This window comes from Chryseobacterium sp. JM1 (assembly GCF_000737715.1).
In the GTDB taxonomy this organism is placed as follows: Bacteria; Bacteroidota; Bacteroidia; order Flavobacteriales; family Weeksellaceae; genus Chryseobacterium.
Genome location: NZ_JPRN01000011.1, coordinates 68,899 through 92,420, shown reverse-complemented (window position 1 = coordinate 92,420; position 23,522 = coordinate 68,899). Strand labels below are relative to the sequence as shown.

The 23,522-nt window shown below is 37.7% G+C and carries 18 protein-coding genes and 2 tRNA genes; 12 read left to right on the top strand and 8 right to left on the bottom strand.

Annotated features, from left to right (window positions below):
* Nucleotides 1–23: 23 nt before the first annotated feature.
* Nucleotides 24–1,325, top strand: a complete 1,302-nt coding sequence (locus IW22_RS17230) for a glycosyltransferase family 4 protein (protein WP_034728826.1) — start codon at nt 24–26, stop codon at nt 1,323–1,325.
* 155 nt (nt 1,326–1,480) lie between these two features.
* Here the strand turns inward: IW22_RS17230 and IW22_RS17225 are convergent, their stop codons facing one another.
* Nucleotides 1,481–2,125, bottom strand: a complete 645-nt coding sequence (locus IW22_RS17225) for a hypothetical protein (protein WP_034728824.1) — start codon at nt 2,123–2,125, stop codon at nt 1,481–1,483.
* Between the two features lie 118 nt (nt 2,126–2,243).
* Between IW22_RS17225 and IW22_RS17220 the strand changes: the two genes are divergently transcribed.
* The gene (locus tag IW22_RS17220) at nt 2,244–3,215 is read left to right on the top strand and encodes a YpdA family putative bacillithiol disulfide reductase (protein ID WP_034728823.1); all 972 of its coding nucleotides are present in this window, start codon (nt 2,244–2,246) and stop codon (nt 3,213–3,215) included.
* A gap of 406 nt (nt 3,216–3,621) precedes the next feature.
* On the opposite strand, the gene IW22_RS17215 is transcribed toward IW22_RS17220, so the two are convergent.
* Nucleotides 3,622–4,791 carry an MFS transporter gene (locus IW22_RS17215; RefSeq protein ID WP_081873973.1) on the bottom strand — a complete coding sequence of 390 codons (1,170 nt, stop codon included), beginning with the start codon at nt 4,789–4,791 and terminating at the stop codon, nt 3,622–3,624.
* 314 nt (nt 4,792–5,105) lie between these two features.
* Here IW22_RS17215 and IW22_RS17210 point away from each other — a divergent pair, with 314 nt between their 5' ends.
* Complete coding sequence (locus IW22_RS17210) at nt 5,106–5,984, top strand: AraC family transcriptional regulator (RefSeq protein ID WP_034728819.1); 879 nt, start codon at nt 5,106–5,108, stop codon at nt 5,982–5,984.
* A gap of 88 nt (nt 5,985–6,072) precedes the next feature.
* Complete coding sequence (locus IW22_RS17205; protein WP_034728818.1) at nt 6,073–8,013, top strand: oleate hydratase; 1,941 nt, start codon at nt 6,073–6,075, stop codon at nt 8,011–8,013.
* Between the two features lie 609 nt (nt 8,014–8,622).
* Here the strand turns inward: IW22_RS17205 and IW22_RS17200 are convergent.
* Complete coding sequence (locus tag IW22_RS17200; RefSeq protein WP_034728817.1) at nt 8,623–10,296, bottom strand: glutamine--tRNA ligase/YqeY domain fusion protein; 1,674 nt, start codon at nt 10,294–10,296, stop codon at nt 8,623–8,625.
* Between the two features lie 157 nt (nt 10,297–10,453).
* On the opposite strand from IW22_RS17200, the gene IW22_RS17195 reads away from it, so the two are divergent.
* Both IW22_RS17195 and IW22_RS17190 read left to right on the top strand, forming a co-directional pair.
* The gene (locus IW22_RS17195; RefSeq protein ID WP_034728816.1) at nt 10,454–11,584 is read left to right on the top strand and encodes an alpha/beta hydrolase; all 1,131 of its coding nucleotides are present in this window, start codon (nt 10,454–10,456) and stop codon (nt 11,582–11,584) included.
* 458 nt (nt 11,585–12,042) lie between these two features.
* Nucleotides 12,043–12,222 carry a hypothetical protein gene (locus IW22_RS17190; RefSeq protein ID WP_034728815.1) on the top strand — a complete coding sequence of 60 codons (180 nt, stop codon included), beginning with the start codon at nt 12,043–12,045 and terminating at the stop codon, nt 12,220–12,222.
* 15 nt (nt 12,223–12,237) lie between these two features.
* Here the strand turns inward: IW22_RS17190 and menC are convergent, their stop codons facing one another.
* Nucleotides 12,238–13,242, bottom strand: coding sequence for an o-succinylbenzoate synthase (menC, locus tag IW22_RS17185; protein ID WP_034728813.1), 1,005 nt, complete (start codon nt 13,240–13,242; stop codon nt 12,238–12,240).
* A complete protein-coding gene (fbp, locus tag IW22_RS17180) occupies nt 13,242–14,258 on the bottom strand; it encodes a class 1 fructose-bisphosphatase (RefSeq protein WP_034728811.1) in 1,017 nt (338 codons plus the stop codon). Before fbp ends, menC begins: the two co-directional genes overlap by 1 nt.
* Before the next feature lie 325 nt (nt 14,259–14,583).
* Between fbp and IW22_RS17175 the strand changes: the two genes are divergently transcribed.
* From IW22_RS17175 to IW22_RS17150, 5 genes are all read left to right on the top strand, one after another.
* Entirely contained in the window at nt 14,584–15,822 is a 1,239-nt protein-coding gene (locus IW22_RS17175) for an aspartate kinase (RefSeq protein WP_034728809.1), read from the top strand.
* A gap of 22 nt (nt 15,823–15,844) precedes the next feature.
* Complete coding sequence (locus IW22_RS17170; protein ID WP_034728807.1) at nt 15,845–17,686, top strand: lysophospholipid acyltransferase family protein; 1,842 nt, start codon at nt 15,845–15,847, stop codon at nt 17,684–17,686.
* Nucleotides 17,687–17,793: 107 nt separating this feature from the next.
* A tRNA-Phe gene (locus IW22_RS17165) sits at nt 17,794–17,866 on the top strand.
* Nucleotides 17,867–18,464: 598 nt separating this feature from the next.
* Nucleotides 18,465–19,349: a tetratricopeptide repeat protein gene (locus tag IW22_RS17155; protein WP_034728804.1), complete on the top strand. Its 885-nt coding sequence runs from the start codon at nt 18,465–18,467 to the stop codon at nt 19,347–19,349.
* Nucleotides 19,350–19,478: 129 nt separating this feature from the next.
* Nucleotides 19,479–19,551, top strand: a tRNA-Phe gene (locus IW22_RS17150).
* 49 nt (nt 19,552–19,600) lie between these two features.
* On the opposite strand, the gene IW22_RS17145 is transcribed toward IW22_RS17150, so the two are convergent.
* The 3 genes from IW22_RS17145 to IW22_RS17135 form a co-directional block, all read right to left on the bottom strand.
* Entirely contained in the window at nt 19,601–20,269 is a 669-nt protein-coding gene (locus tag IW22_RS17145) for a hypothetical protein (RefSeq protein ID WP_034729131.1), read from the bottom strand.
* Nucleotides 20,270–20,279: 10 nt separating this feature from the next.
* A complete protein-coding gene (locus IW22_RS17140; RefSeq protein WP_051891279.1) occupies nt 20,280–21,299 on the bottom strand; it encodes an alpha/beta hydrolase in 1,020 nt (339 codons plus the stop codon).
* Between the two features lie 158 nt (nt 21,300–21,457).
* Nucleotides 21,458–22,579 (bottom strand): helix-turn-helix domain-containing protein, encoded by a 1,122-nt coding sequence (locus tag IW22_RS17135; protein WP_034728803.1) that lies wholly within the window; start codon nt 22,577–22,579, stop codon nt 21,458–21,460.
* Nucleotides 22,580–22,925: 346 nt separating this feature from the next.
* On the opposite strand from IW22_RS17135, the gene IW22_RS17130 reads away from it, so the two are divergent.
* Nucleotides 22,926–23,510 (top strand): Crp/Fnr family transcriptional regulator, encoded by a 585-nt coding sequence (locus IW22_RS17130; RefSeq protein ID WP_034729126.1) that lies wholly within the window; start codon nt 22,926–22,928, stop codon nt 23,508–23,510.
* Nucleotides 23,511–23,522: the final 12 nt, after the last annotated feature.

The window sequence follows — 23,522 nt, the reverse complement described above, 5'->3', positions numbered from 1 at the left end:
TTAAAAGTTATTGTTCAAGGTTAATGGAACAAAAAAAAATACTGATCATCACCTATTACTGGCCTCCTGCGGGAGGTCCTGGTGTTCAAAGATGGCTGAAGTTTGCAAAATATCTGCCCGAATCCGGCTGGAGTCCGGTGATCTACACGCCCGAAAATCCAAGCTATCCCCTACTCGATGAAAGTCTTTTAAAAGATGTTCCACACAATATAGAAATTGTAAAAACCAAAATCTGGGAACCCTATCAGCTGGCTGAAAAGCTGAACAAAAGCAATAAAAAATTCAAAGCCGGTCAGTTTGATGTCGGTAAAAACCAAAGCTGGAAATCCAGGCTTTCAATCTGGGTGAGAGGAAATTTCTTCATTCCGGATGCCAGAGTTTTTTGGGTAAAGCCTTCCATTCAATTCCTGGAACAGTATTTAAAAGAAAATAAAATAGATGTGGTCGTGACTTCCGGGCCGCCCCACTCTCTTCACATGATCGGTCTCGGACTGAAAAAGAAATTCCCGGATCTGAAATGGATCGCCGACTTCCGTGATCCATGGACGGAGATTTCCTATTACAAACATTTAAAACTCACCAAAAGTTCTGATAATAAACACCGTCAGCTTGAAAGTGCCGTTTTTAAAACTGCTGATATCACTCTGGCGACAAGCTATACCGATGCTGAAAACTTCAGAAAAGCGGGAGCCAATGCCGTTTGTATTACGAATGGATTTGATGAAAGTGATGCTTCTTCTTCACCTATTGAAACAGTGAACGGACAAAATAGTAAATCTTTCACATTAAGCTATATCGGAGTTCTTGAGCAATTAAGAAACCCTGAAAATCTCTGGAAAGTTCTTGATGAATTAGTCAAAGAAAATAAAGACTTTGCAGACCATTTTACCCTGAAATTTGCCGGAAGAGTTGATGATAAAATTCTTCAGTCAATAGAAAGTTCAAGCCTGAAAAACCACATCCTGAATCTGGGCTATATCTCCCATGACAAAGCTGTGGAAGAGATGGCGAACTCCAATCTGTTACTGATCACCAATTTCCCGAATGAGTCTTCCAAAGGAATTATTCCCGGGAAAATATTTGAATACCTGGCGACTGGAAAACAGATTATTTCTTTCGGTCCGGGCGAAGCGGATGTTTCCAGAATACTGGAAGAAACTGCCTCAGGAAAACATTTCAGCTACGAAGATTCCAAAGCGGTTAAAGATTTTATCCTTGAGAAATATGAGCTGTGGAAAAAAGGAGCTCTGCTTGAAAACACTCAGAATATAGAACAATTTTCAAGAAGAAATCTGACTAAAAAGCTTGTTGAGATTTTAGGTTAATCTGGAACAAAATAAGAACAAAAAATATAATAGATGCTTCGACTCCGCTCAGCATGACACTTAGTAAACTTTACGTTACCTATTAGAGATGTCATGCTGAGCGAAGTCGAAGCATTCTTATGATAACCTTGCGTTATTTAATGATAATTAATTCACTAAATCGTCCACTGATCATTCACCACAGCCACCAGATACTGTTTACCCTGAAATTCTTCAAAGACAAAACGGATGGTTTTCCAATCCATTTCACCATTCTTTTCAGTGCCTTTTATATAGTTTTCGGTAAAGTCTTTACCGGAATATATCTCCTTTAAATTATTAAGTGAATTTCCGCCAGCCTGGAATTTGTTTAATGAATATTGTGATCCTGTGAAATCTTTGGAGAAGACCCATTTCGTCAGATAATCATTGATGCTGGCTTTGTACGGATCTCCTGAACCGTCCTGAGCGCCCCAAGTAAATAAGGTCTTTGTCGGCTGAAACTTTTCGAAATCTTCTTTGGATAAATGTTGATCTTCCTTAGGGTTTACAAATCCATACATTGAAAAACTGATTCCTTTTTCGGGATGAATAAAGGAGGTAAAGGTTTTATAATCTTTATTTTTCAAAGCCTGCAGAATTAAATCATTAGCTGCTTTTACAGCTGCTTCATCTGTTTTTTTCTGTTGTGCCGTGTTTTCAATATTCTTTTCCTTAGCCAGAGCCATAGAATCTACCACGTTGGGAACTGGCTTTTCCGGGGTTTTCTTACAGCCCGTCAATAGTGCTAATACGAATATTGGAATAATAAGGTTCTTCATCTTTTCAATTTTTTAATGCTGAAGAAACACCAAAACTGGTGCCAATACAATCGTCTTCATAGATAAGTTCTGTTGTCTATTTTTCGCTTCATATCGTGGTTTTAAGTAAATTTGTTCTATGGAAATTTTAGACATCCTCATCATCGGAGGCGGCCCCATCGGTCTTAACTGTGCTCTTGAAGCCCAGAAAAATAATTTAACCCATCTGATCATAGAAAAAGGAACCATCGTCAATTCCTTATACCATTACCCTTTATACATGCGTTTTTTCTCCACTGCTGAAAAACTGGAGATCGACGGCATTCCATTCATCTCTACAGCACCCAAACCTGGTCGTCAGGAAGCTTTGGAATACTACCAGGGCATTTCAAGACACAAAGAAATCAATATCAATCTCTATGAAAGAGTTCTGAAAGTTTCCAAAAGCGGGAATCTTTTTGATATTGAAACCTCAAAAGCGGCTTACAAAGCAAAAAACGTCGTTATTTCCACAGGATTTTATGATATTCCGAATCTGATGAATATTCCCGGAGAAGACCTTCCAAAAGTGAAGCATTATTATACAGAACCTTATCCCTACGCAAAACAAAAAGTGGTTGTGGTAGGATCAAGCAATTCCGCAGTAGATGCTGCTTTGGAAACATATAGAAAAGGGGCCGATGTAACGATGATTATCCGCCACTCTGAAATTTCAAAAAGCGTCAAATATTGGGTAAAACCGGATATCGAAAACAGAATTGCAGAAGGAAGTATCAAAGCTTATTTTAATTCTGAAATAAAAGAAATCACAGAAAACACCGTCATTTTTAAAGATGAAAATGGGCAAACCAACGAAATTGACAATGATTTTGTTTTGGCACTGACCGGATATCTCCCTGATTTTGACTTTCTAAGGAACTCAGGAATAGAACTGCATGGTGACTGCCTGAATCCGCTTTATCATCCGGAAACCATGGAGACCAATGTCCCGAATCTATATCTGGCAGGGGTTGTTTGTGGAGGAAAGGATACGCATCTTTGGTTTATTGAGAACTCGCGTATTCATGCAGAGATGATTGTAAGGAATATTGTTTTGGGGAGAGAACCATGAGCCTAGAGACAAGAATCAAGATTTTATGTTTTAGATATCAGATTTCAGACATTTTTGTTATACCATTCAATTTAGTAAATCGAAGAATATTACCCCTCAAATATATGAAGTTAGCCTTACTGAAAATCTTTGATTTTCTTGCACCTTACATATTCGCATAACTTAAGTACCTTTCGCCTTTGCGTTTCCAAAAAGAGTTTAAATCGCTAAGGCGCAAAGATATTTGAATATATTGTGTTATTAAGGCGCAAAGATTTTATCTCCGATAAAATTGATTGGGGGTAGATACTAGTTGATGTTAGATATACTAAAAAACAATCAGATATGGTATAGTTGTCTACAGCCCTTCACAACCTCCATCTTCAGACTTCCATCTTCCATCCAAAAACTCTCAAACTCTCAAACCCTAAGACTCTCCCACTCTCTTCTTCAGCATCCACGGGATTACAAAATAGAACCCAATTGCAATACCTATTGCCAATACACCTGTTGCTATCCATAGTGTATTGAAGCCTAGCTTATCTGCAGTCATCGTTCCCACATATGGCGTAATGATAAAGGCTATAGCAACGGATATTCCATTCATTCCCATGTAAGCCCCTTTGTTGTTTTCACCGGAGCGCAACGCGGTTATCGTAGATATAAACGGCAGAGTCCAGATTTCACCGATACACAGCAGTGTCATGGAAACAATAAGGGTAAGGATCGAATAATCAAATGCTAACATGGCATACGAAATACCACACAATATAGTTCCAATAAGCAGCGTAAAGGCAAGACTGAAATACTTTTCCGCGATCTGTACAAAGCCCATTTCAAGCAGTACAATAAGGAACCCACTATAACCAAGGATGTACCCGATATTCTGTTGGCTTAAGTGCGCCGTATCTTTATAAAAAATAGTCAGGGTACTGAATAACTGGAAAAAACAGATGGCAAACAGCATACAGAAGAAACTGTAAAGCATGAATTTTCCGTCGCGGTATGGGGAATTTTCTTTTTTTATGGCTATGGCTTCTTTTGCTTTTTTCGGTTTTAATGAAGCTTCTTTATTCCGTTTTCCGAAGAACCGGATATACATTAAACCAGCCAGCAAGGCGGCCAGAGCATTACTGAAAAATAAAAATTCATAAGAAATGGCAGATAATATTCCTCCAAGCGCAGGGCCTATTGAAAACCCAAGGTTGACAGCCATCCGATTGAGGGAGAAAGCTCTGGTAATATTTTCGGGTTTAGCATATTTAGTGATCGCCACAGAGTTCGCGGGACGGAAAGTTTCGCTGACAATGCTCTGAATCAGAATAATAGCAGCCAGTCCCACTTCTGTTTTAAAAAGCGGAATCAGACAGAACAGAGGTACGCTCAGCAGCAGACTCAGGCTTTGCACACGGTATTCTCCGATTTTATCCGTAATCAAACCTCCAAGCCATGAGCCCAATACGGAACCTATTCCGAAAAAGCTCAGAATAATTCCTGAATTTTCTATACTGAAATGGAGATAGCCCGTCATGTACACTCCTAAAAAAGGAAGTACCATAGAACCTGCACGATTGATGAGCATGACCAGCGCCAACATCCAGCTCTCTTCTGAGAGTCCTTTAAAAGAACCCGTATATACGCTAATTAATTTCACAATATTATTTTTTGGGGAGAAAACCTAGTAAGATGCAAATTTAGGTAAATTGGTCCGGAAAGCCCTTTAAAAGGTACTTTTTTTATCAATCACCTCAATAGAGGCAAGAATATACCAGGCTGGGATAAAATCAGCAAATATTCCGCTGCAACCTTACAATCAACTTTTATAATTTTCGTAAATTGCAGTAACAATGGGATTTTTGACCTTAAAATTCCAAAATTTAAAGTAAAATTTTAATCAAACCAATACACAAAATGATAACCTACGAGAATTTACATGATACGCTATCGTTTTACAGTATTGACTGCCGGCAATCTTATTATATCTCTTCCGGAAATCCTATTTTCAATTTTCCCGAGACACCTTTTCGCATGGACTATTATGCTTTGTGCATTTGTACGGCCGGAGACATAAACATTGAAATCGATAGCCGGAAATATCATGTGGATGCCCATAGCTTCCTGGTTGCGGCTCCGTCTACCATTGTCAAGTTTCTGGAAACCAGTGAAGATTTTAAAATGAAACTCCTCTTTTTTGACAAAAACTTTCTGATCAAAAATATTTCCAATCCTTTTATCATTGAAAAAATGAATCTGTTTTCGAACGGTTCCTACAGCATTGTCAAGACGAATGAGAAAAACTCAGCACTGTTGCAGAACCTTTTGGATTATCTGAAGAAAAAATCCAGAAAGCAGGGAAAATTTACCGAAGAAATTGTCCGTACCATTATTTTCAATCTGCTTCTGGAAACAGCGGATATTATGGAAACGGAAAATGACAGCTGTATTGAAAAAGAAGAAGGCAAAAAAGATATTTTCTTAAAATTCAGTCAACTGATCCGGGAAAATATACGAAAGGACCGGACGGTTCAGTTCTATGCCGATCAGCTTTTCGTTTCCAGTAAATACCTTATCGAAGTCATTAAAAAGGCAAGCGGCAAAACACCTCATCAGGTTATCGACGAAGCCCTGTTGAAGGAATCTTATGTGATGTTGGGCAGCCCTGAAATTACGATTTCAGAGATTGCTTTTGAGCTGCAGTTTAATTCCGCATCAGCTTTCGGTCGCTTTTTCAAAAAACATACGTCCATCTCTCCTTCCGAGTACAGAAACCGGGAAAATATTCAGTCGTAAGAATTTGGGGATAGTAATTCTGACATTAGGGATATATCCTGCATAATGAATAGAGGTACCTTTATACTGTTAATTAAAACAATACATAATGAGTACGATCAATTCAAAATTCGACCAGGTTTTAAATGCTTCTGAGCAATTCGGAAAAGTAAACCACGAACCGGATTCCAGTAAAGAAGTTCAGATTAACACTCCTGAAAAAACGATGCCTTTTTCAGACCAAATCGGAAACTATCAGCGTAATAAAGGAATTCCCTTAAAATCCTATGAAAACAGCAAAATTTATATTGTAGGAAGCGGTATTGCGGGAATGTCTGCCGCTTATTATTTCATCCGTGACGGCCGTGTTCCGGGGAAAAACATTATTTTCCTTGACCAGCTTAATGTAGAAGGAGGTTCACTGGACGGTGCCGGAAATGCAAAAGACGGCTACATCATCAGAGGTGGACGTGAAATGGATATGACCTATGAAAACTTATGGGATATGTTCCAGGATATTCCTGCTCTTGAACTTCCTGCTCCATACAGTGTTTTGGACGAATACCGTCTGATCAATGATAATGACCCGAATTATTCAAAAGCGAGACTGATCCACAATCAGGGAGAGATCCAGGATTTCAGTAAATTCGGACTTGAGAAAAAAGACCAGCTGGCCATCGTGAAACTTTTATTAAAGAAAAAAGAGGAGCTTGATGACCTTACGATTGAAGACTATTTTGCGGAATCATTCCTTAACAGTAATTTCTGGTTCTTCTGGCGCTCTATGTTCGCTTTTGAAAACTGGCACAGTTTATTGGAACTGAAACTGTATATGCACAGATTCCTTCACGCTATCGACGGAATGAAAGACTTCTCCTGTCTGGTATTCCCGAAATACAATCAGTTTGACACTTACGTTACGCCTTTAAAAAACTTCCTTGTTGAAAAAGGAGTGCAGATCCAGTTTAATACTTTGGTTAAAGATCTCGATATCCATATCAATACGGAAGGAAAAACAGTGGAAGGCATCATCACGGAACAGGATGGCAAAGAAGTGAAAATTCCTGTCGGAAAAGAAGATTACGTGATTGTCACCACAGGATCTATGACCGAAAGTACATTCTATGGCGATAATAATACAGCCCCTGAAATCACACTGGATAACAGCAGTGCAGGACAAGGCCCGGGATGGATGCTCTGGAAAAACCTGGCAGCCAAATCAGAAGTCTTCGGAAAACCAGAAAAATTCTGCAGCCACATTGAAAAATCGTCATGGGAATCTGCTACGCTTACATGCCGACCTTCTGCTTTTACGGAAAAATTGAAAGAATTATGTGTGAACGATCCCTATTCCGGAAGAACAGCTACCGGTGGAATCATTACTATAACAGATTCAAACTGGGTGATGAGTTTTACGTGTAACAGACAGCCGCACTTCCCTACTCAGCCTGATGATATCTTAGTGGTGTGGGTATATTCCCTTCTGATGGACAAAGAAGGAAACTACATCAAAAAAACAATGCCGGAATGTACCGGAAATGAAATCCTTGCAGAACTTTGCTATCATTTGGGAATCACAGATCAGCTGGACAATGTGGTGGAAAATACGATTGTCCGCATTTCATTTATGCCATACATCACTTCTATGTTTATGCCAAGAGCTCAGGGCGACCGTCCGAGAGTCGTTCCGGAAGGCTGTACCAATTTAGGACTGGTAGGACAGTTTGTAGAAACGAATAACGATGTGGTCTTTACTATGGAAAGCTCCGTAAGAACGGCTAGAATTGCAGTATATAATCTTCTTAACCTTAATAAACAGGTTCCGGATATTAACCCGTTACAATATGACATCAGACATTTATTAAAAGCTACCCAGGCTCTGAACGACTACAAACCATTCATTGGAGAAGGACTTTTAAGAAAAGTATTGAAAGGAAGCTACTTTGAGCATATCCTGGTAGACCGTCCGGAAGAAAAAGAAGAACATGAATCTTTTATTATGGAACAGTTCGGTAAATTTCAGGACTGGATCAAAGGGGTGAAAGGATAATACTTAAAAGGACTGGAAGATGGAGGCTGGAAGTTACTATCGGATATTAATTTTCGATAGTTGCCGATCAATTCCAAAATAAAGGGAAGCAAATAGTTTTAAAATTTCACGCAGATTATGGAGATGATGCAGATTTTTACCTTTGTTAATTTGCGAGAGAAAAAATTTAAACCATTAAGATTTCTGTTAAGCTTTTAAGAATATTAAGTTTGAGCTTCGCTTTAAGACGTACAGCTTAAAAAATTATTTGATTTTGTCTTAACTAATCTTACAGACTTCATTGATCTTAATGTTTAAAAAAGCATGAATTAAAATCTGCTCTATCAGCTAAATCTGCGGGAGTAAAATTTAAACCATTAAGATTTCTGTTAAGCTTTTAAGAATATTAAGTTTGAGCTTCGCTTTAAGACGTACAGCTTAAAAAATCATTTGATTTTTTCTTAACTAACCTTACCTTCTTCATTAATCTTAATGTTTAAAAAAGCATGAATTAAAATCTGCTCTATCAGCTAAATCTGCGCGAGTAAATCATTTTTCTTAAGCTCACAAGAGTTAAAACAAAAAAGCAGGACTTTTTCAGGTCCTGCTTTTATATTGATTGTGGTAAGATTATTCCGGTTTGAAAGAATCTTTCAACGTTACAGTACGGTTAAATACCAGATTAGAATCCGTAGAATCCTGGTCTTTCGTAAAGTACCCGATTCTCTGGAACTGAAGTGGCTCTCCTATGGCTACCTCTTTAAGGCTTGGTTCAGCAAATCCTTTAATCGTAATTACGGATTCCGGATTGATGAAATTAAGGAAATCTACATCCTTTTCTGCATCAGGCTGCTCTACTGTAAAGAGTTTATCATAAATTCTCACATCTACCGGAATGGCATGAGTAGCAGATACCCAGTGAAGTGTACCTTTTACTTTTCTCAAACTTTCTTCCGTTCCGCTTCCTGACTTGCTCTTTTCATCATAACTGGCGTAGATCGTAGTGATCTCACCGTTTTCATCTTTCTCAACTCTTTCCGCTTTGATGATGTATGCTGATTTCAAACGAACTTCTCCGCCTAATTTCAGTCTGAAGAACTTATTATTTGCTTCTTCTTTAAAGTCTTCTCTTTCGATGTATAATTCTCTGGAGAAAGGAACTTCTCTTGTCCCTGCATTTTCCTGCTCAGGATTATTTTCAGTTTCAAGCCATTCTTCCTCGCCTTCAGGATAGTTTTCAATCACCAGTTTTACCGGATCTACCACTGCCATTACACGTTTCGCCACCTTGTTCAGGTCTTCACGAACGCAGAAATCAAGCAATTGGATCTCGATCAGGTTTTCTCTTTTCGCAACTCCCACTTTTTCAATGAAGTTTTTAATGGATGTCGGCGTGAATCCTTTTCTTCTCATTCCTGAGATCGTAGGCATTCTCGGATCGTCCCAACCTGTTACGGCATTTTCAGCAACCAGTCTCTGTAATTTTCTTTTAGACGTGATCATATAAGAGACATTCATTCTTGCGAATTCTCTTTGTTTTGGTGCTATCTTAGATTCATCATAAACCTGCTCCAGATACCAGTTATAAAGTGGTCTGTGGTTTTCAAATTCCAATGAACATAATGAGTGTGACACTTGCTCCAGATAATCGGATTCACCATGTGCCCAGTCGTACATAGGATAAATTTTCCATACTGTACCGGTTCTGTGGTGAGGTCTTTTCAGGATTCTGTACATCACAGGATCACGTAAGTTCATATTCGGGGAAACCATATCGATCTGCGCACGAAGAGACATTGCACCTTCTTCAAATTCTCCGTTCTTCATTCTTTCGAACAGATCAAGGGACTCTTCTACCGGACGGTTTCTGAACGGCGACTCAATTCCCGGTTCTGCAGGATTCTTTCTCTGCTCGGTGATCACCTCAGATGGCTGCTCATCTACATAAGCTTTTCCTTCTTTGATCATCTGTACGGCCCATTCGTAAAGCTGCTGGAAGTAGTCGGATGCATATAGCTCTTTGTCCCATTTGAAACCTAACCATTCGACATCTTTCTTGATAGAATCTACGAATTCCTGTTCTTCTTTTTCAGGGTTCGTATCGTCGAAACGAAGGTTTACGGGAGCGTTGTACTTTTCACCCAGCCCAAAGTTGATGCAGATGGCTTTTGTGTGGCCAATATGCAGGTATCCATTAGGTTCAGGGGGAAAACGGAAACGAATCTGATCTTTTTTCAGACCGTTTGCCATATCATCTTCAATAATTTGCTCAATAAAATTGAGTGATTTTTTTTCTTCTTCCATTATTAAATTAGCTTTTATTGTATGCAAAAAAAGTTTTACAAAGTTAAGGAAAATTTAGGGCTTACGAAAATGATAATTTAAAAGCAAAACTGATGATAATTCAATATTTTTCATTAATTTCGATGAAACTAAAAACCGTTTGTAAAAATTACTGAATATGGCTGTTTATATCCTAAGCAATCGTAAGATCGTCCGTCATAAGGGCGAAAAAGTAGACTCATTTTCTAATGATGAATACTCTATTCCCAATTTCAGGATCGCAAAATGTGATTTTGACACCTACAAAGAGCCCACCGCAGCGGCCAAAAAGAAGAAAGACTACACCAACAGGAATATTTTAAACTACAAATTATTTTCCGAGCCTGAGAAACAAGGTTATCAGGACGTTCTGGAAGTTTTACAGAACGAAAAAGGCTTTAAGAAATCTACGCTTACAGCCAATAATCTCGGCGGAACCCAGCGAATGTTCTATGAACTCTATAAAAATATGTCTTCCACAAAAGACAGGAGCGATGTTCTGATCTTCATCCATGGTTATGCCTATGATTTTGATGATGAATTAAAAGCTATGATTGACCTTAAAAAGCTGTTCATTGATAATCCGGCATCGCCTGTTGAACATATCCTTTTCGTAAGCTGGCCTGCCTCGAGCAGCATTGTTCCTCTGACTTATTTCGATGATAAAGCATCAAGCATTAATTCAGGATCTTCGCTGATGAGACTTTTCTATTTTTACACTCAGTTTTTAAAAGATATTTTTTCAAACCGCGATCTGGCTCCCTGCAATCAGAGGATACATCTGATGGCCCATTCTATGGGAAATAGAGTGCTTCAAAGTATGCTGTACAGCTTAAAAAAGGAAAATATTCTTCGCGTCATCGATCAGGTCCTTCTTTTAAATGCAGATGTAACGTATAAAGTGTTCGAAGATTCGGAAGACTCATTCAATAAACTCCCGCTTCTGGCTAATCGTGTTTCTATTTATTTAAACAGGAAAGATACGATACTGGGAATTTCACAGTTCACCAAAAATATTCTGACCCCGAGATTGGGTAAAAACGGACCGGGTGATATTGAAAGATTCAAAGATATTGTCTCAATCATCGATTGCACTTTTGTAAAGGATGATGTGCTGAACAGCTTTAAATATGAAGTGGGAAATCATTGGGGATACCTTTCCAGCTCTATGGTACAGAAGGATATTTACCAGAACTTATACGGTATAGACCGGAACTTAATCACCGGAAGATCAAAGGATAACGAAAATACATTCACTATTATTTCTTAACAGTATATTAAAAAACAGACCATGAGATGAATCATATGTTAAACTTTAAACCTGTGTTTAAATTGGCACAAAGATTGTAAATTTTCATTAAACAGAGAAATACAAATTTCATCATGAAAAGAATTAAAAGCAAATTTTCTTACATATTGAACTATATTAAGAAAGCAATTTTCGTAAAAGACGTGATTTAATTGACAAACATTAACCCTTAAAAAAACAAAAAACTATCCGACCATAATACTACTTTAGACGATCTTCAAATACCTGTTGACTTCCATTTTTCAGTATGGAAGCAAAATTACTTTTTACATACAATCTATGATTCCCCTGTAAAGAAAAATAATTTCACAGGATCAACAAGTCCCCGGAAGGTGAATTTAGTTAATTTAAGTTAAATTGTTGCGTAATAAAAAAAAGAGATTGAAATTTACTTTACTAAACAAATTAAAATCTTTATTATGAAAAAGTTAAGCGACAACATGAGAAAACTTAAAAAGGGAGAATTAAAAACAATTAAAGGAGGGCTTGTTCCACTGGGCTGCAACAGCTGGGATCCAAGAAAAAGATGCTGCAGATCATGGGATTCTGAACACTCAAGCAATCCAACTTGCGAAGACGCTCCTCCTCCATTTGCATAAATATCAATTCATCCATTATATTTTGAACCACAACAGCTCATTTCTGAGTTCCAAAACTGATTCAAAATTATTTACAAATAAAGATCCGGTGCCCAAACCTTGCGGCATCGGACTTTTTTTTGTGAAGGTATACTGTGCGATGGCATTCAGGCCAATATTACTTTCCAGGGCAGAAGTGATCCACCAGCCGATATTCTGTTCTTCTGCCAGAGAAATCCATTCGTCTGAACCTGCAAAACCACCAACTAATGCTGGTTTCAGAATAATATACTGTGGCTTGATGGTTTCCAAAAGTTTTTTCTTTTCAGAAGGATCTGTAATTCCTATCAGTTCCTCATCTAAAGCAATAGGAGTTGGCGTTATCGCACATAATGATGCCATATCAGCCCAATTACCTGCTTTTATCGGCTGTTCAATAGAATGAATATGAAGATCGGCAAGCTGCTGTAAAACAATCTCTGCCTCTTCCCTATTGAACCCGCCATTGGCATCTACACGAAGCTCAAGCTGATCTTTTGAAAATTTCTCTCTTAATTTCTGAAGAACCTTATGTTCAGATTCCCAATCTACTCCGATTTTCAGTTTGATGCAGTGAAAACCGTTTTCAAGCTTTTCGCGGATCTGTTCTTCCATATAGTGAACATCACCCATCCAGATCAGTCCATTGATCACAATAGCTGATTTTCCTTCCGTAAACTCACTTGGAAAATACAAATGGCCTCCCTGCTTTAAATTTAAAACAGCCTGCTCATATCCGAACCATATCGATGGAAATTCTTTCAGTTCTTCTTTTAAATACCAACCATCCTGATTGATATTTTCACAAAGCCACTGCAGTTTCTCCTCATAATCCGGCCGGTCATCAAAACTCAATCCTCTGAACACGGCGCACTCTCCTGTTCCCTTTTTTCCGTTGTCTTCAATTTCGAGAATAAAGGTTTCCTTTACATGCAAAACGCCGCGAGATGTTCCGCTCGGGCGTTTGAATTCTAATAAATATCTGGAATATTTTGCTGTCATTATTTTACACTGTCGATCCGCATAAATTCCTCTGCTTTTTCCACCATGTTGATACTTCCGCAGAAAAACGGAATTCTCTGGTGAAGCTCTGTAGGCTCTACTTCAAGAATTCTTCTGAATCCGTCAGTAGCTTTTCCTCCCGCCTGTTCAGCAAGGAATGCCATAGGATTACATTCATACAATAATCTCAGTTTTCCGTTTGGAGCCTGAGAATAAGAAGGGTAAATATAAATTCCTCCTTTCAGCATATTTCTGTGGAAATCTGCCACTAAAGAACCGATGTATCTTGAAGTGTAAGGACGATCTCCTTCCTCCATCTGGCAATACTTTAGATAATTTTTTACACCCTGAGGAAATTTGATATAGTTTCCTTCGTTGATGGAATAAATTTTTCCACTGGTAGGAAATGTCATATTCGGGTGGGAAAGATAATAGGTTCCCAGTGATGGATCCAAAGTAAATCCGTTCACTCCATTTCCTGTAGTGTATACAATCATGGTAGAAGAACCGTAGATCACATATCCTGCAGCGATCTGGTTAATTCCTTTTTGAAGGAAATCTTCCAGCTGTACCGGAGTTCCCGGTTCCGTTACTCTTCTGTAAATAGAGAAAATAGTTCCTACAGAAACGTTGACATCGATATTTGAAGATCCGTCCAAAGGATCAATCAGCACTACATATTTACTTAAATGACCGTTTTCACCGCATTTAATGTCTATAAAATCATCATTTTCCTCAGAAGCAATACCACAAACCACCTCTCTCTGAGACAAAGCCGTAATAAAAATTTCATTGGCAATCACATCAAGTTTCTGCTGTTCTTCCCCCTGAATATTCTGGTTGCCGGCAGCTCCTGTAATATCTACGATTCCGGCTTTATTTACTTCTCTGTTTACCACTTTCGAAGCCAATCTTATAGCGCTCAGAAGACGGGAAAATTCACCTGTAGAATACTGAAAATCGTCCTGCTTATCTATAAGAAATTCTCCTAAAGTCTGTAATGGTTGATTTGACATATTTTTCTTTTTACGTTTTCCCCAAATTTCGGAAAATTTATCCGAGAAATAAAGCTTTTATTAGAAAAGACCTTAACCACTGTATACCAACACAATACAAACACGTCCAACAGGTACGCTTAAATTTTTCACTGCGATATTAATCCCCATTTGATGACAATAAATCAATAAAATTCTGATAATTCCCGTCAAGTCTCAATTTTAATAAAATCTTAATTCCTTCCGATGGCCGGATACTTTCATATCTCGTTGTAAATTTATAATTTTGACCTCCGTAAAAAACTCATGTAATTTTTAATCTAACAATTTTATTTTAAACAAATTAATGAAAATTTTCAAGTTTGGTGGAGCGTCTGTGAAAGATGCCGAGAGTGTAAAAAATGTGTCTATGGTTTTACAAAGCCAGGGATTTGCCAAGTGTTTGCTGGTTATTTCAGCAATGGGCAAGACGACGAATGAATTGGAAAAAGTGGTAGAGCTTTATTTCAAGAAGGATAACTATCAAACTGAGATTGAAAAGATAAAACGAAAACACATTGAAATTGCAGATGGTCTGTTTCCTGAAAACCATGCCGTTTTTGCTGAGATCAATGTATTTTTTGATGATATCGATTCTTTTTTACGAAGAAACAAATCTCCTAATTACAGCTTTGTCTATGACCAGGTGGTAAGCTGTGGAGAAATGATCTCTACAAAAATCTTAAGCGAATACCTGAACGAAATTCAGTTTACCAATCAGTGGCTGGATGCCAGAGATTATATCAAAACTGATAATTCTTATCAGGAAGGTACGGTAGATTGGGCAAAAACAGAGGAATTTATCGCCACTTTAAATCCTGAAATCTGCTATGTAACGCAAGGATTCATTGGTTCTGATGACAATAATTTCACGGTTACTTTAGGAAGAGAGGGTTCTGATTATTCTGCCGCTATTTTCGCTTACTGTCTGAATGCGGATGCCATGACGATCTGGAAAGATGTACCGGGAGTAATGACCGGAGATCCGAGAAAGTTCAGTGATGTGACCCTTCTTTCCAATATTTCTTATGAGGAAGCAATTGAATTGGCTTATTACGGAGCCAGTGTCATTCACCCAAAAACGTTACAGCCGCTTCAGCAAAAAGCGATTTCTTTTTATGTAAAATCTTTTGTAGATCCTACCAAAGAAGGGACTAAAGTAGGAGCTTCAGACCATAATCAGCATGAAGAATCCTATATTTTAAAAGAAAATCAGGTCCTGTTAAAAATATCAACCAGAGACTTCTCATTCATTGCAGAAGATCATATGAGCCTTATTTTCGGGTACCTTTCCAAATATAAAATCAAAGTGTCTCTGATGCAGAATTCAGCTATCTCACTGGCTTTGTGTCTGGAAGATAAATTTGACCATGTAGATGAGCTTAATGAAGAACTTCAAAAAATATTTAAAACCAAAGCGGTTAAAAATGTATCTTTATTCACAGTAAGAAATGCGAAAATGGATCATATTGACAAATTTTACCAGGAAAAAAATGTATTATTGGAACAGATTTCCAAAAATACGGTTCAAATGGTAACACAATAATTTTAACTGCGACTAAACACATATGAGTTTAATTTCGAAAAACGATCTTATCACAGCTTCCGGCTTAAGCAAAATCGGGTTCCTGAAAAACCCGGTAGCATCTGCCGTGATGAGCATTGCCAAAATAAATGAAGTTAATAGATTATACGACAAACTAAAAGATAAAGAAGGCAAAGACTTTTTCGACTCATTTGTAAGAGAAAGAAACTTAAGTTATATCGCTTTTGAGGAAGATCTTGCAAAAGTTCCCAAGACGGGACCGTTCATTCTGGTTTCGAATCATCCGCTGGGTGCCATCGACGGAATTTTAATGTGCAAAATCCTCTCAGAAGTACGTCCGGATTTTAAGGTCATGGGAAATTTTCTTCTGGAAAAGATCAAACCTATGGAACCGTACGTGATTTCTGTGAATCCTTTTGAGAACAGAAAAGAAGCGTACAGCAGTACTTCGGGAATGCGTGAAACCCTGAAACACCTTCAGAACGGAGGATGTGTGGGGATTTTCCCTGCCGGAGAAGTTTCCAATAAAAACAACCCTTACGGAGAAATCCTGGACAGAGAATGGGAAAAACCTGCGCTTAAGCTGATCAGAATGGCTAAAGTACCGGTAGTTCCTTTGTATTTCCATGCTAAGAACAGCCGTCTATTTTATCAGGTAGCCAAGCTTCATCCAAGTTTACAGACGCTGATGCTTCCTGCTGAAATGATGAATGACAGGGAAAAACCAATCAGAATCAGAATTGGAAAACCCATCACGGTGAAAGCAATGGATGAAAGTGAAACCATTGAAGAACTAGGTGAGTTTCTGAAGCGTAAAGTGTATATGATGAAATCTTACTATGAAAAGAGAAAATCATTGGCACAAAGCATCAATCTTAAAAATTTAACGGTTAAATTTCCTCTTTTAAAAGAAGAAAACATCGTTCAGAATATCATTGACGAAACTCCAAAAGAAGACATTCTTAAGGATATCAACAGACTGAAAGGAACGGATAAAATGCTTTTCAGTAACGGAAATTACGAGATCTATTTCACGACTTACGAGGAAATCCCTTCGGTGATGAGAGAAATCGGACGCCAGAGAGAGCTTACTTTCCGTGCTGTAGGCGAAGGAAGTAATCTTCCATTTGACTTGGATGAATACGACAAGCATTATCATCACCTTTTTCTTTGGGACAGCAGCGCGGAGAAACTTGCCGGAGCTTACAGAATGGCTTTAGGTAAAGAGGTGATGAAGAAATACGGTATCAAAGGATTCTATACAAGCTCTTTATTTGAGTTTGAGCAGGATATCCACCCGTTCTTCAAAAAAGTGATCGAAATGGGCCGTGCCTACATCTGTGAGGAATATCAGCAGAAACCACTTCCGCTTTTCCTTTTATGGAGAGGAATCGTCCATGTATGCTTAAGAAATTCTGATCATAAATTCCTGATGGGCGGTGTAAGTATTTCCAATAAGTTCTCAGAATTCTCCAAATCTCTGATGATTGAATTCATGCGTTCTAATTATTTTGATTCAGCAGTTGCTCAATATATCACGCCTAAAAACGAGTATAAAGTAAAGCTGCGTGACAGGGATAAAAATATCTTTTTTGAGGAAATGGAATCTGATCTTAATAAGCTGGACAAGATCATTGATGACCTTGAACCAGAATTGAGACTGCCTGTTCTGATCAAAAAATACATCAAGCAGAATGCTAAAGTAATTGCTTTTAATGTAGACCCGAACTTCAATGATGCCATCGACGGATTGATGTATATCCGAATCAGCGATCTTCCGGAAAGTACGATCAAGCCTGTATTGGAGGAGATGAGCGACCATATCAGAAAAGAACAGGAAAATAATTCGGCTGAAAATCAGTAAGTTTTATTTTTATTAAAAAAAAGTACGGTGAATACTTGCTTCATATAGAAAAACTTACTACTTTTGCATCACTTTAAAACAACGAAGTAAGTCAACAAAAATATAATGGTTTCTTAGCTCAGTTGGTAGAGCAATGGATTGAAAATCCATGTGTCCCTGGTTCGATTCCTGGAGAAACCACTTTAAAACCTCTAATTCATTTTAGAGGTTTTTTTGTGCTTATTAATCATGGGATTTTCTATTTTTTTTGATCGTCTGCAATACTTGGAGAGTAAATAATGTTTTTACCACGCAAAGAAAATAAATATTCATCTATAAAGGGAAGTAAAGGAGAAATCAATTTCATCGATTCTGATGAAGGAAATGAATACAGACTATATAATTTAAAAATTTCGCGCAGATTATGGAGATGATGCAAATTCTTACTTTTGCAAATCTGCTTTATCCGCACCATCTGCGTGAACAAAAAATCCAAACCATTAAGATTCTCTTAAGCTTTTAAGAATATTAAGTTTTAGCTTTGCTTTAAGACGTCCAGCTTAAAAAATCATTTGATTTTTTCTTAACTAACCTTACATCTTTAATTCATCTTAATGTTTAAAAAACGAAACATTACAAAAGGCGCAGAGACTTTTGCACAATTAAGTTTTTTAAGTCTATCCTACATCTGCAAAAAAAAACATACATTAAGATTTCCACCTATAATACATTTTATACTTCAGAATGTAATATTTTTATACATTTACGCCACCACACTCATTAATCAAATCCAAAATACATGAACAAAAAGATTCACTTCCTGACTTTTCTTTTGCTCCTATTTGCCGTTAAAGCATTTTCCCAGACCACTGACAACCCTGAACTTCAGAAAATGGCAGATGATGACCAGAATGCAAGGAAAACAAGTCCAATCAACTGGGAGATTGTCAGCAAGGAAGACAGCCTGAGACGTGTCAGAATTTTTACGCTATTGAAAGAAGATAAAGTAAAGACCGCAAAAGACCATTTTAACTCCGGGATCGTCTTTCAACATGGCGGAGATACCATTTCTTCTGGAATGGCAGTTAAAAGCTTTGAAAATGCACTAAAAATGGATCCGAGTCTGAACAGATGGTGGTATGCCGCCGCAGTAGACAGAGATCTTATGTACAAAAAGAAGCCGCAGATCTATGGAACACAATTCTTCAAAGATAAAACCACGAATGGCAAATGGGCCAGATACAAGATGGATCCTTCAAAAATCACTGATGAACAGAGGAAATATTACCGCGTAGAAACCCTAAAGGAGCAGGAACAAAAAGAAAGGGAAATGAATCAGACTCCGTTAAATGATGCTTACGCTTCTGAAAAATCTGTTGACAAAATCATTACCCTCATTAAATCAGAACATAAAAAAGGGATCCAGTCTGTATATAATGTCAGCGAAAGCCAGATCAATAGTTTCGGTTACCAGCTGATTCGTGATAAAAAAACAGATGACGCTCTGAAGATCTTTAAATTAAATATTCAGCTCTATCCGAAAGCATGGAACACGTATGACAGCTATGGGGAAGCACTTTTACAAGTCGGGCAAAAGAAGGAAGCTTTGGAAAATTATAAAAAATCATTAGAATTGAATCCTGAAAATGAAAATGCGAAGAAAATTTTAAATGAATACAAATAACTGATGACCAAATCATTGAAAGATAAAACCGCCCTACTTAAGGCGGTTTTTTAAAATAAATGATAAAAAAAGTTGCGCGGTATTGGAAAATATTATACTTTTGCACCCACGTTAAACAACGAAACAATTGGTTTCTTAGCTCAGTTGGTAGAGCAATGGATTGAAAATCCATGTGTCCCTGGTTCGATTCCTGGAGAAACCACAAACCGTCTTATTAAAGGCGGTTTTTTTATGCCCTTACATCAACGCTTCTACAATTTATAGTTATACCCGATCTGAACATAAACTGGAAGTAATGGCTTCGTTTTAAAATCCTGCGAAATCACATTTCCGAATTTTAAATAGATATCCTGATTTCCGAAAGAATATCCGCCCTGAGCACCATAATAAAAATTTCCACCTGTTGCCGGTTCATACCATCCATTTTTGACTTCAGGATAAATGTCTTTGTAATGTTCGGAATGCTTAAAGTGAGTAACAATCGCTTTATCAAATCCCACTTCCACTCCACCAAACCATTTGGGTCTGTAATAGCCTACGACTCCGGCCATATCCAGTCCGAAATTCGCTATAGCTGCATTTTCATTTTCAAACCGTCTGAAAATACCCTGAACTCTTGTGGAAAACTGAAAGTCATGAACCTTGATCCACCTTACATTCGCTCCGGCCTTTGCTTTATAATCATCCAGCAGTGTATTTCCGGAAGGAATGGAAAACTCAGCACCGACCGTCATTGGAAACAGTTTATGATTAAATTTATAAGCATAACCAAGACCGAAAACCACTCCGTACTCAGCTCCAATATTGGCATTGAAAATATGTTTTTCTTTACCAGCATTAGCCCAATTGATAACCTGTGCATTTACAGTATTTAGCATCAGGCCCAGAAAGAGGACTGTTTTATATATTGTATTCTTCATTTGTGTTGTATTAAAGACCATTGATAAAATTGATTATTTGTGGTTTTGTCTGATTGTTCCAGGCGCTGTAATTTGTAACGATCCCATCATGACCTACTCCTGATATTTTTACAATAGAAGGATTGTGATAACTTGCCGTAATTTTTTGAGCCCAGGAATCCGGATAAGCTTTATTTCGTTCACTGTAAAAGAATAAAACAGGTCCATTGTAATTTTGAATTCCCTGAGAAAAATCAATATTGTACTGCTCACCGATGTCAAAGAGCGCATCCATGATCACCGCTCCACTTCTCCAGCTCATACTTGAATCAAAATCGCCTTCTCCGGTGATATCATTTTTGGAGGCAAGCATCGACATTTTATAGTCTAAGATCTCATGCTGATCCTCTTTCCCTGAAATAAACTGATCCATGTAAGCTGCATCATTGAGAATCTCACTCCACAACTTGAATGATCTGGATTCTTTCACATAATCTTCAATATCATCCCATTTAAGTCCACCTGGCTCGCATAAAATAAGCCCCTGAATATCGTTCGGATATTTTCCTGCGTATCCGGAAGCCAGGATTGCTCCCCAGGAATGTCCAAACAGAACCACTTTCTGCTCCGGTGTTTTGCGGTAATGGGCAATAACGGCATGCAATTCATTATAGATTACATCCATTGCTCCCCCGCCAAGTGATGTATAGGACTTTTTAGAAAACCGCTGGGAAAGTCCTGAGCCTCTCTGATCATAAAATACCACACGGAAACCTTCCGCAGCAAGATCTTTCCCATTGAGAAGATAACGGTAATCTCCTCCCGGACCGCCATGAAGGGAAATAACAATGGTTCCGTTTTCTGGACCGAAAGCCTCAGAATGAAGCATAGCACCATTAGCATAAATGGATGGTAACGAAGAATCCTGATCTACTGTTTTAGGAACCAGATTTCCGGGTTCGTCAATAGTACGTCCGTCTGTACAGGAAAATAACAAAGTAAAAATAGTAAAGGTAGCCAGAACGGCATTCCTTTTTTTTAAAGCTGTCATACTCTAGGGTTTAAAAATTATGATGCAAAGATTCATCATTCCCCACAGTCAATCGCCCCAACAGGAAGGTTGGGACAAATAAAATAATCCAAGTAATCTTTTGATTTAAAAACACTTATGAAACATGAAACCTTTCCCCTGAAAGTTGAACCCTCAGATCAGGGAGTTTTCTGGTACTCACTGGGAGTAACTCCCGTATATTTCTTGAAATTACGGTTGAAAGATGTCTTGGAATTAAACCCGCATTCAAAAGCGATGGAAAGTAATGTATACTGTCTGCTTTCAGGTTGTGAAATTCTGTTTAGAAATTCCTCTATCCTTTTTTCATTGATGAGCTCGTAGAAGTTTTTTCCTTCTTTAGAATTGATCACTTGTGAAAGATAATTCGGATGGGCATTCAGCATGGTTGCAAGCTCATTCAGTGTAAGATTCGGATTGATAAACGGCTTTTCACGATTCAAAAGATTTATTAACCTTACATGAATATCATCAATATTTTCTTCCGTCAAACTTGATTTCTGGTATTTCTTTTCAGTTAAAACTATCGCTTCTTCTTCGTTATTATTTTCAAAAATAAGGTCTGAATTTACAGGACTACCCACTAAAACAGACGCCGACTGATTAAACACCTGAACCTGCTTAATCCCAAAATAGCCCAACCACAGAATAAATATGGTTACCGCCCCATAAATAACATTCACCTGTTCAGTAAAGAGCACAAGTCCCCAAATCACAGCAATCCAAATAATAAGATACAGCAGCCAGTTAAAGTTAATTTTTTCTGTGTTGGAAAACTGCTGGACCATATTTTTCCTGAAACGATAAAGAGCCGAGAACGAAAGAACTACGTAAACAATTCCCGAAAGATAAATGGAATACAGTTTCAGAAACATTTCCGTCTCAAACTCTCTTCCGTGATGTTTGAATATTTCCACCCTTTCTGTAAACGGAGCCATATAAAATGACAGAAATAAAAGATTACACACAATAAGCGGTACAAAATGCAGCAGATATTTCCACGAAAACGGTTTGGGAGAAGTCTGTCTTTTGATATACAGATATAAAAACGGACCATATACCAAAGGAAGTGAAAATCCAAAAAAGACAAACGACGGATAATAGGTATACTGATTCGTGAGAAGCATATAATGCCCTGCAAGATTCAGTCCGACAGCCAAAAGCCACGCTGATAAAAGAAGATCTGCAGCACTTTTATTTTTCTTTGTAATCAAAAGAAAAGCTAAGAAGAAGGCTAGAAAAACTCCGGACAGAAAAAGCATAGAAAAGCTTCAGTATTTTGTTAAGTGAATGAAGATTAATAGTGTTGCGACAAAAATAGATATTATTTTAAAGCAAATTCACTCACAATACATTTTAATTTGAAAAGTCAATTTTGCTCCGCAAGTCAATAGGCAATAATAGACCGCTAGTAAAATTCACAATTGACAGTTCACCATTGACAATTACTGTCTCCCAAATCACTATTTTACAAAAGTTTAGCATATTATTTTCTACGTATTCATGTACTATATTCTGATTTTCGCTAAGTTTTTAATAATTTAGTTCTGAAGTATGTGGGTTTTACTTAAAATATTCAGACATACTATTACACCATCACTTGACAATATGAAAAACATTCTTAATGAATATTCTAAATATGGCCCTCTGTTTCTGGTAGGCGAAGAGCACTATGAAGAATTCTGCAGCTATTTACATGAAACCGTTTACAAAAAAACTGATTTTTTCTTGAAAGAAGGTGAAGAATGCCAGTATCTGGGTTTTCTCAAAAGTGGTTTTATGCGAACATTCTATATTAATGAAGGCGGCGAGGATGTGAATTTCAATTTTCATTTTGATAATTATTTTTTCACGGATTATGAGAGCATTCTTTGTCATACCAGATCAAAGATGAATATCAAAGCGGTTAAAGATTCGGAAGTCCTTTTACTGCATAAAGATGATCTTCAGAAACTTTATAAAAAAGATGCTTACTGGCAGGAATTTGGGAGAAAAATGACGGAAGTGATTTATCTGAATGCCAAAAAAAGAATCGAAGAACTTCTCTATTATTCTCCTGAAAGACGGTATAACAACCTGCTGACAGAGAATCCCAAGATCTTTCAATTGGTCGCCCAGAAACATATTGCAAGCTACCTCGGAGTAAAACCACAATCGTTAAGCAGAATCCGGAACAGAACTTTAAAACGTTAACTAAAGTGAACA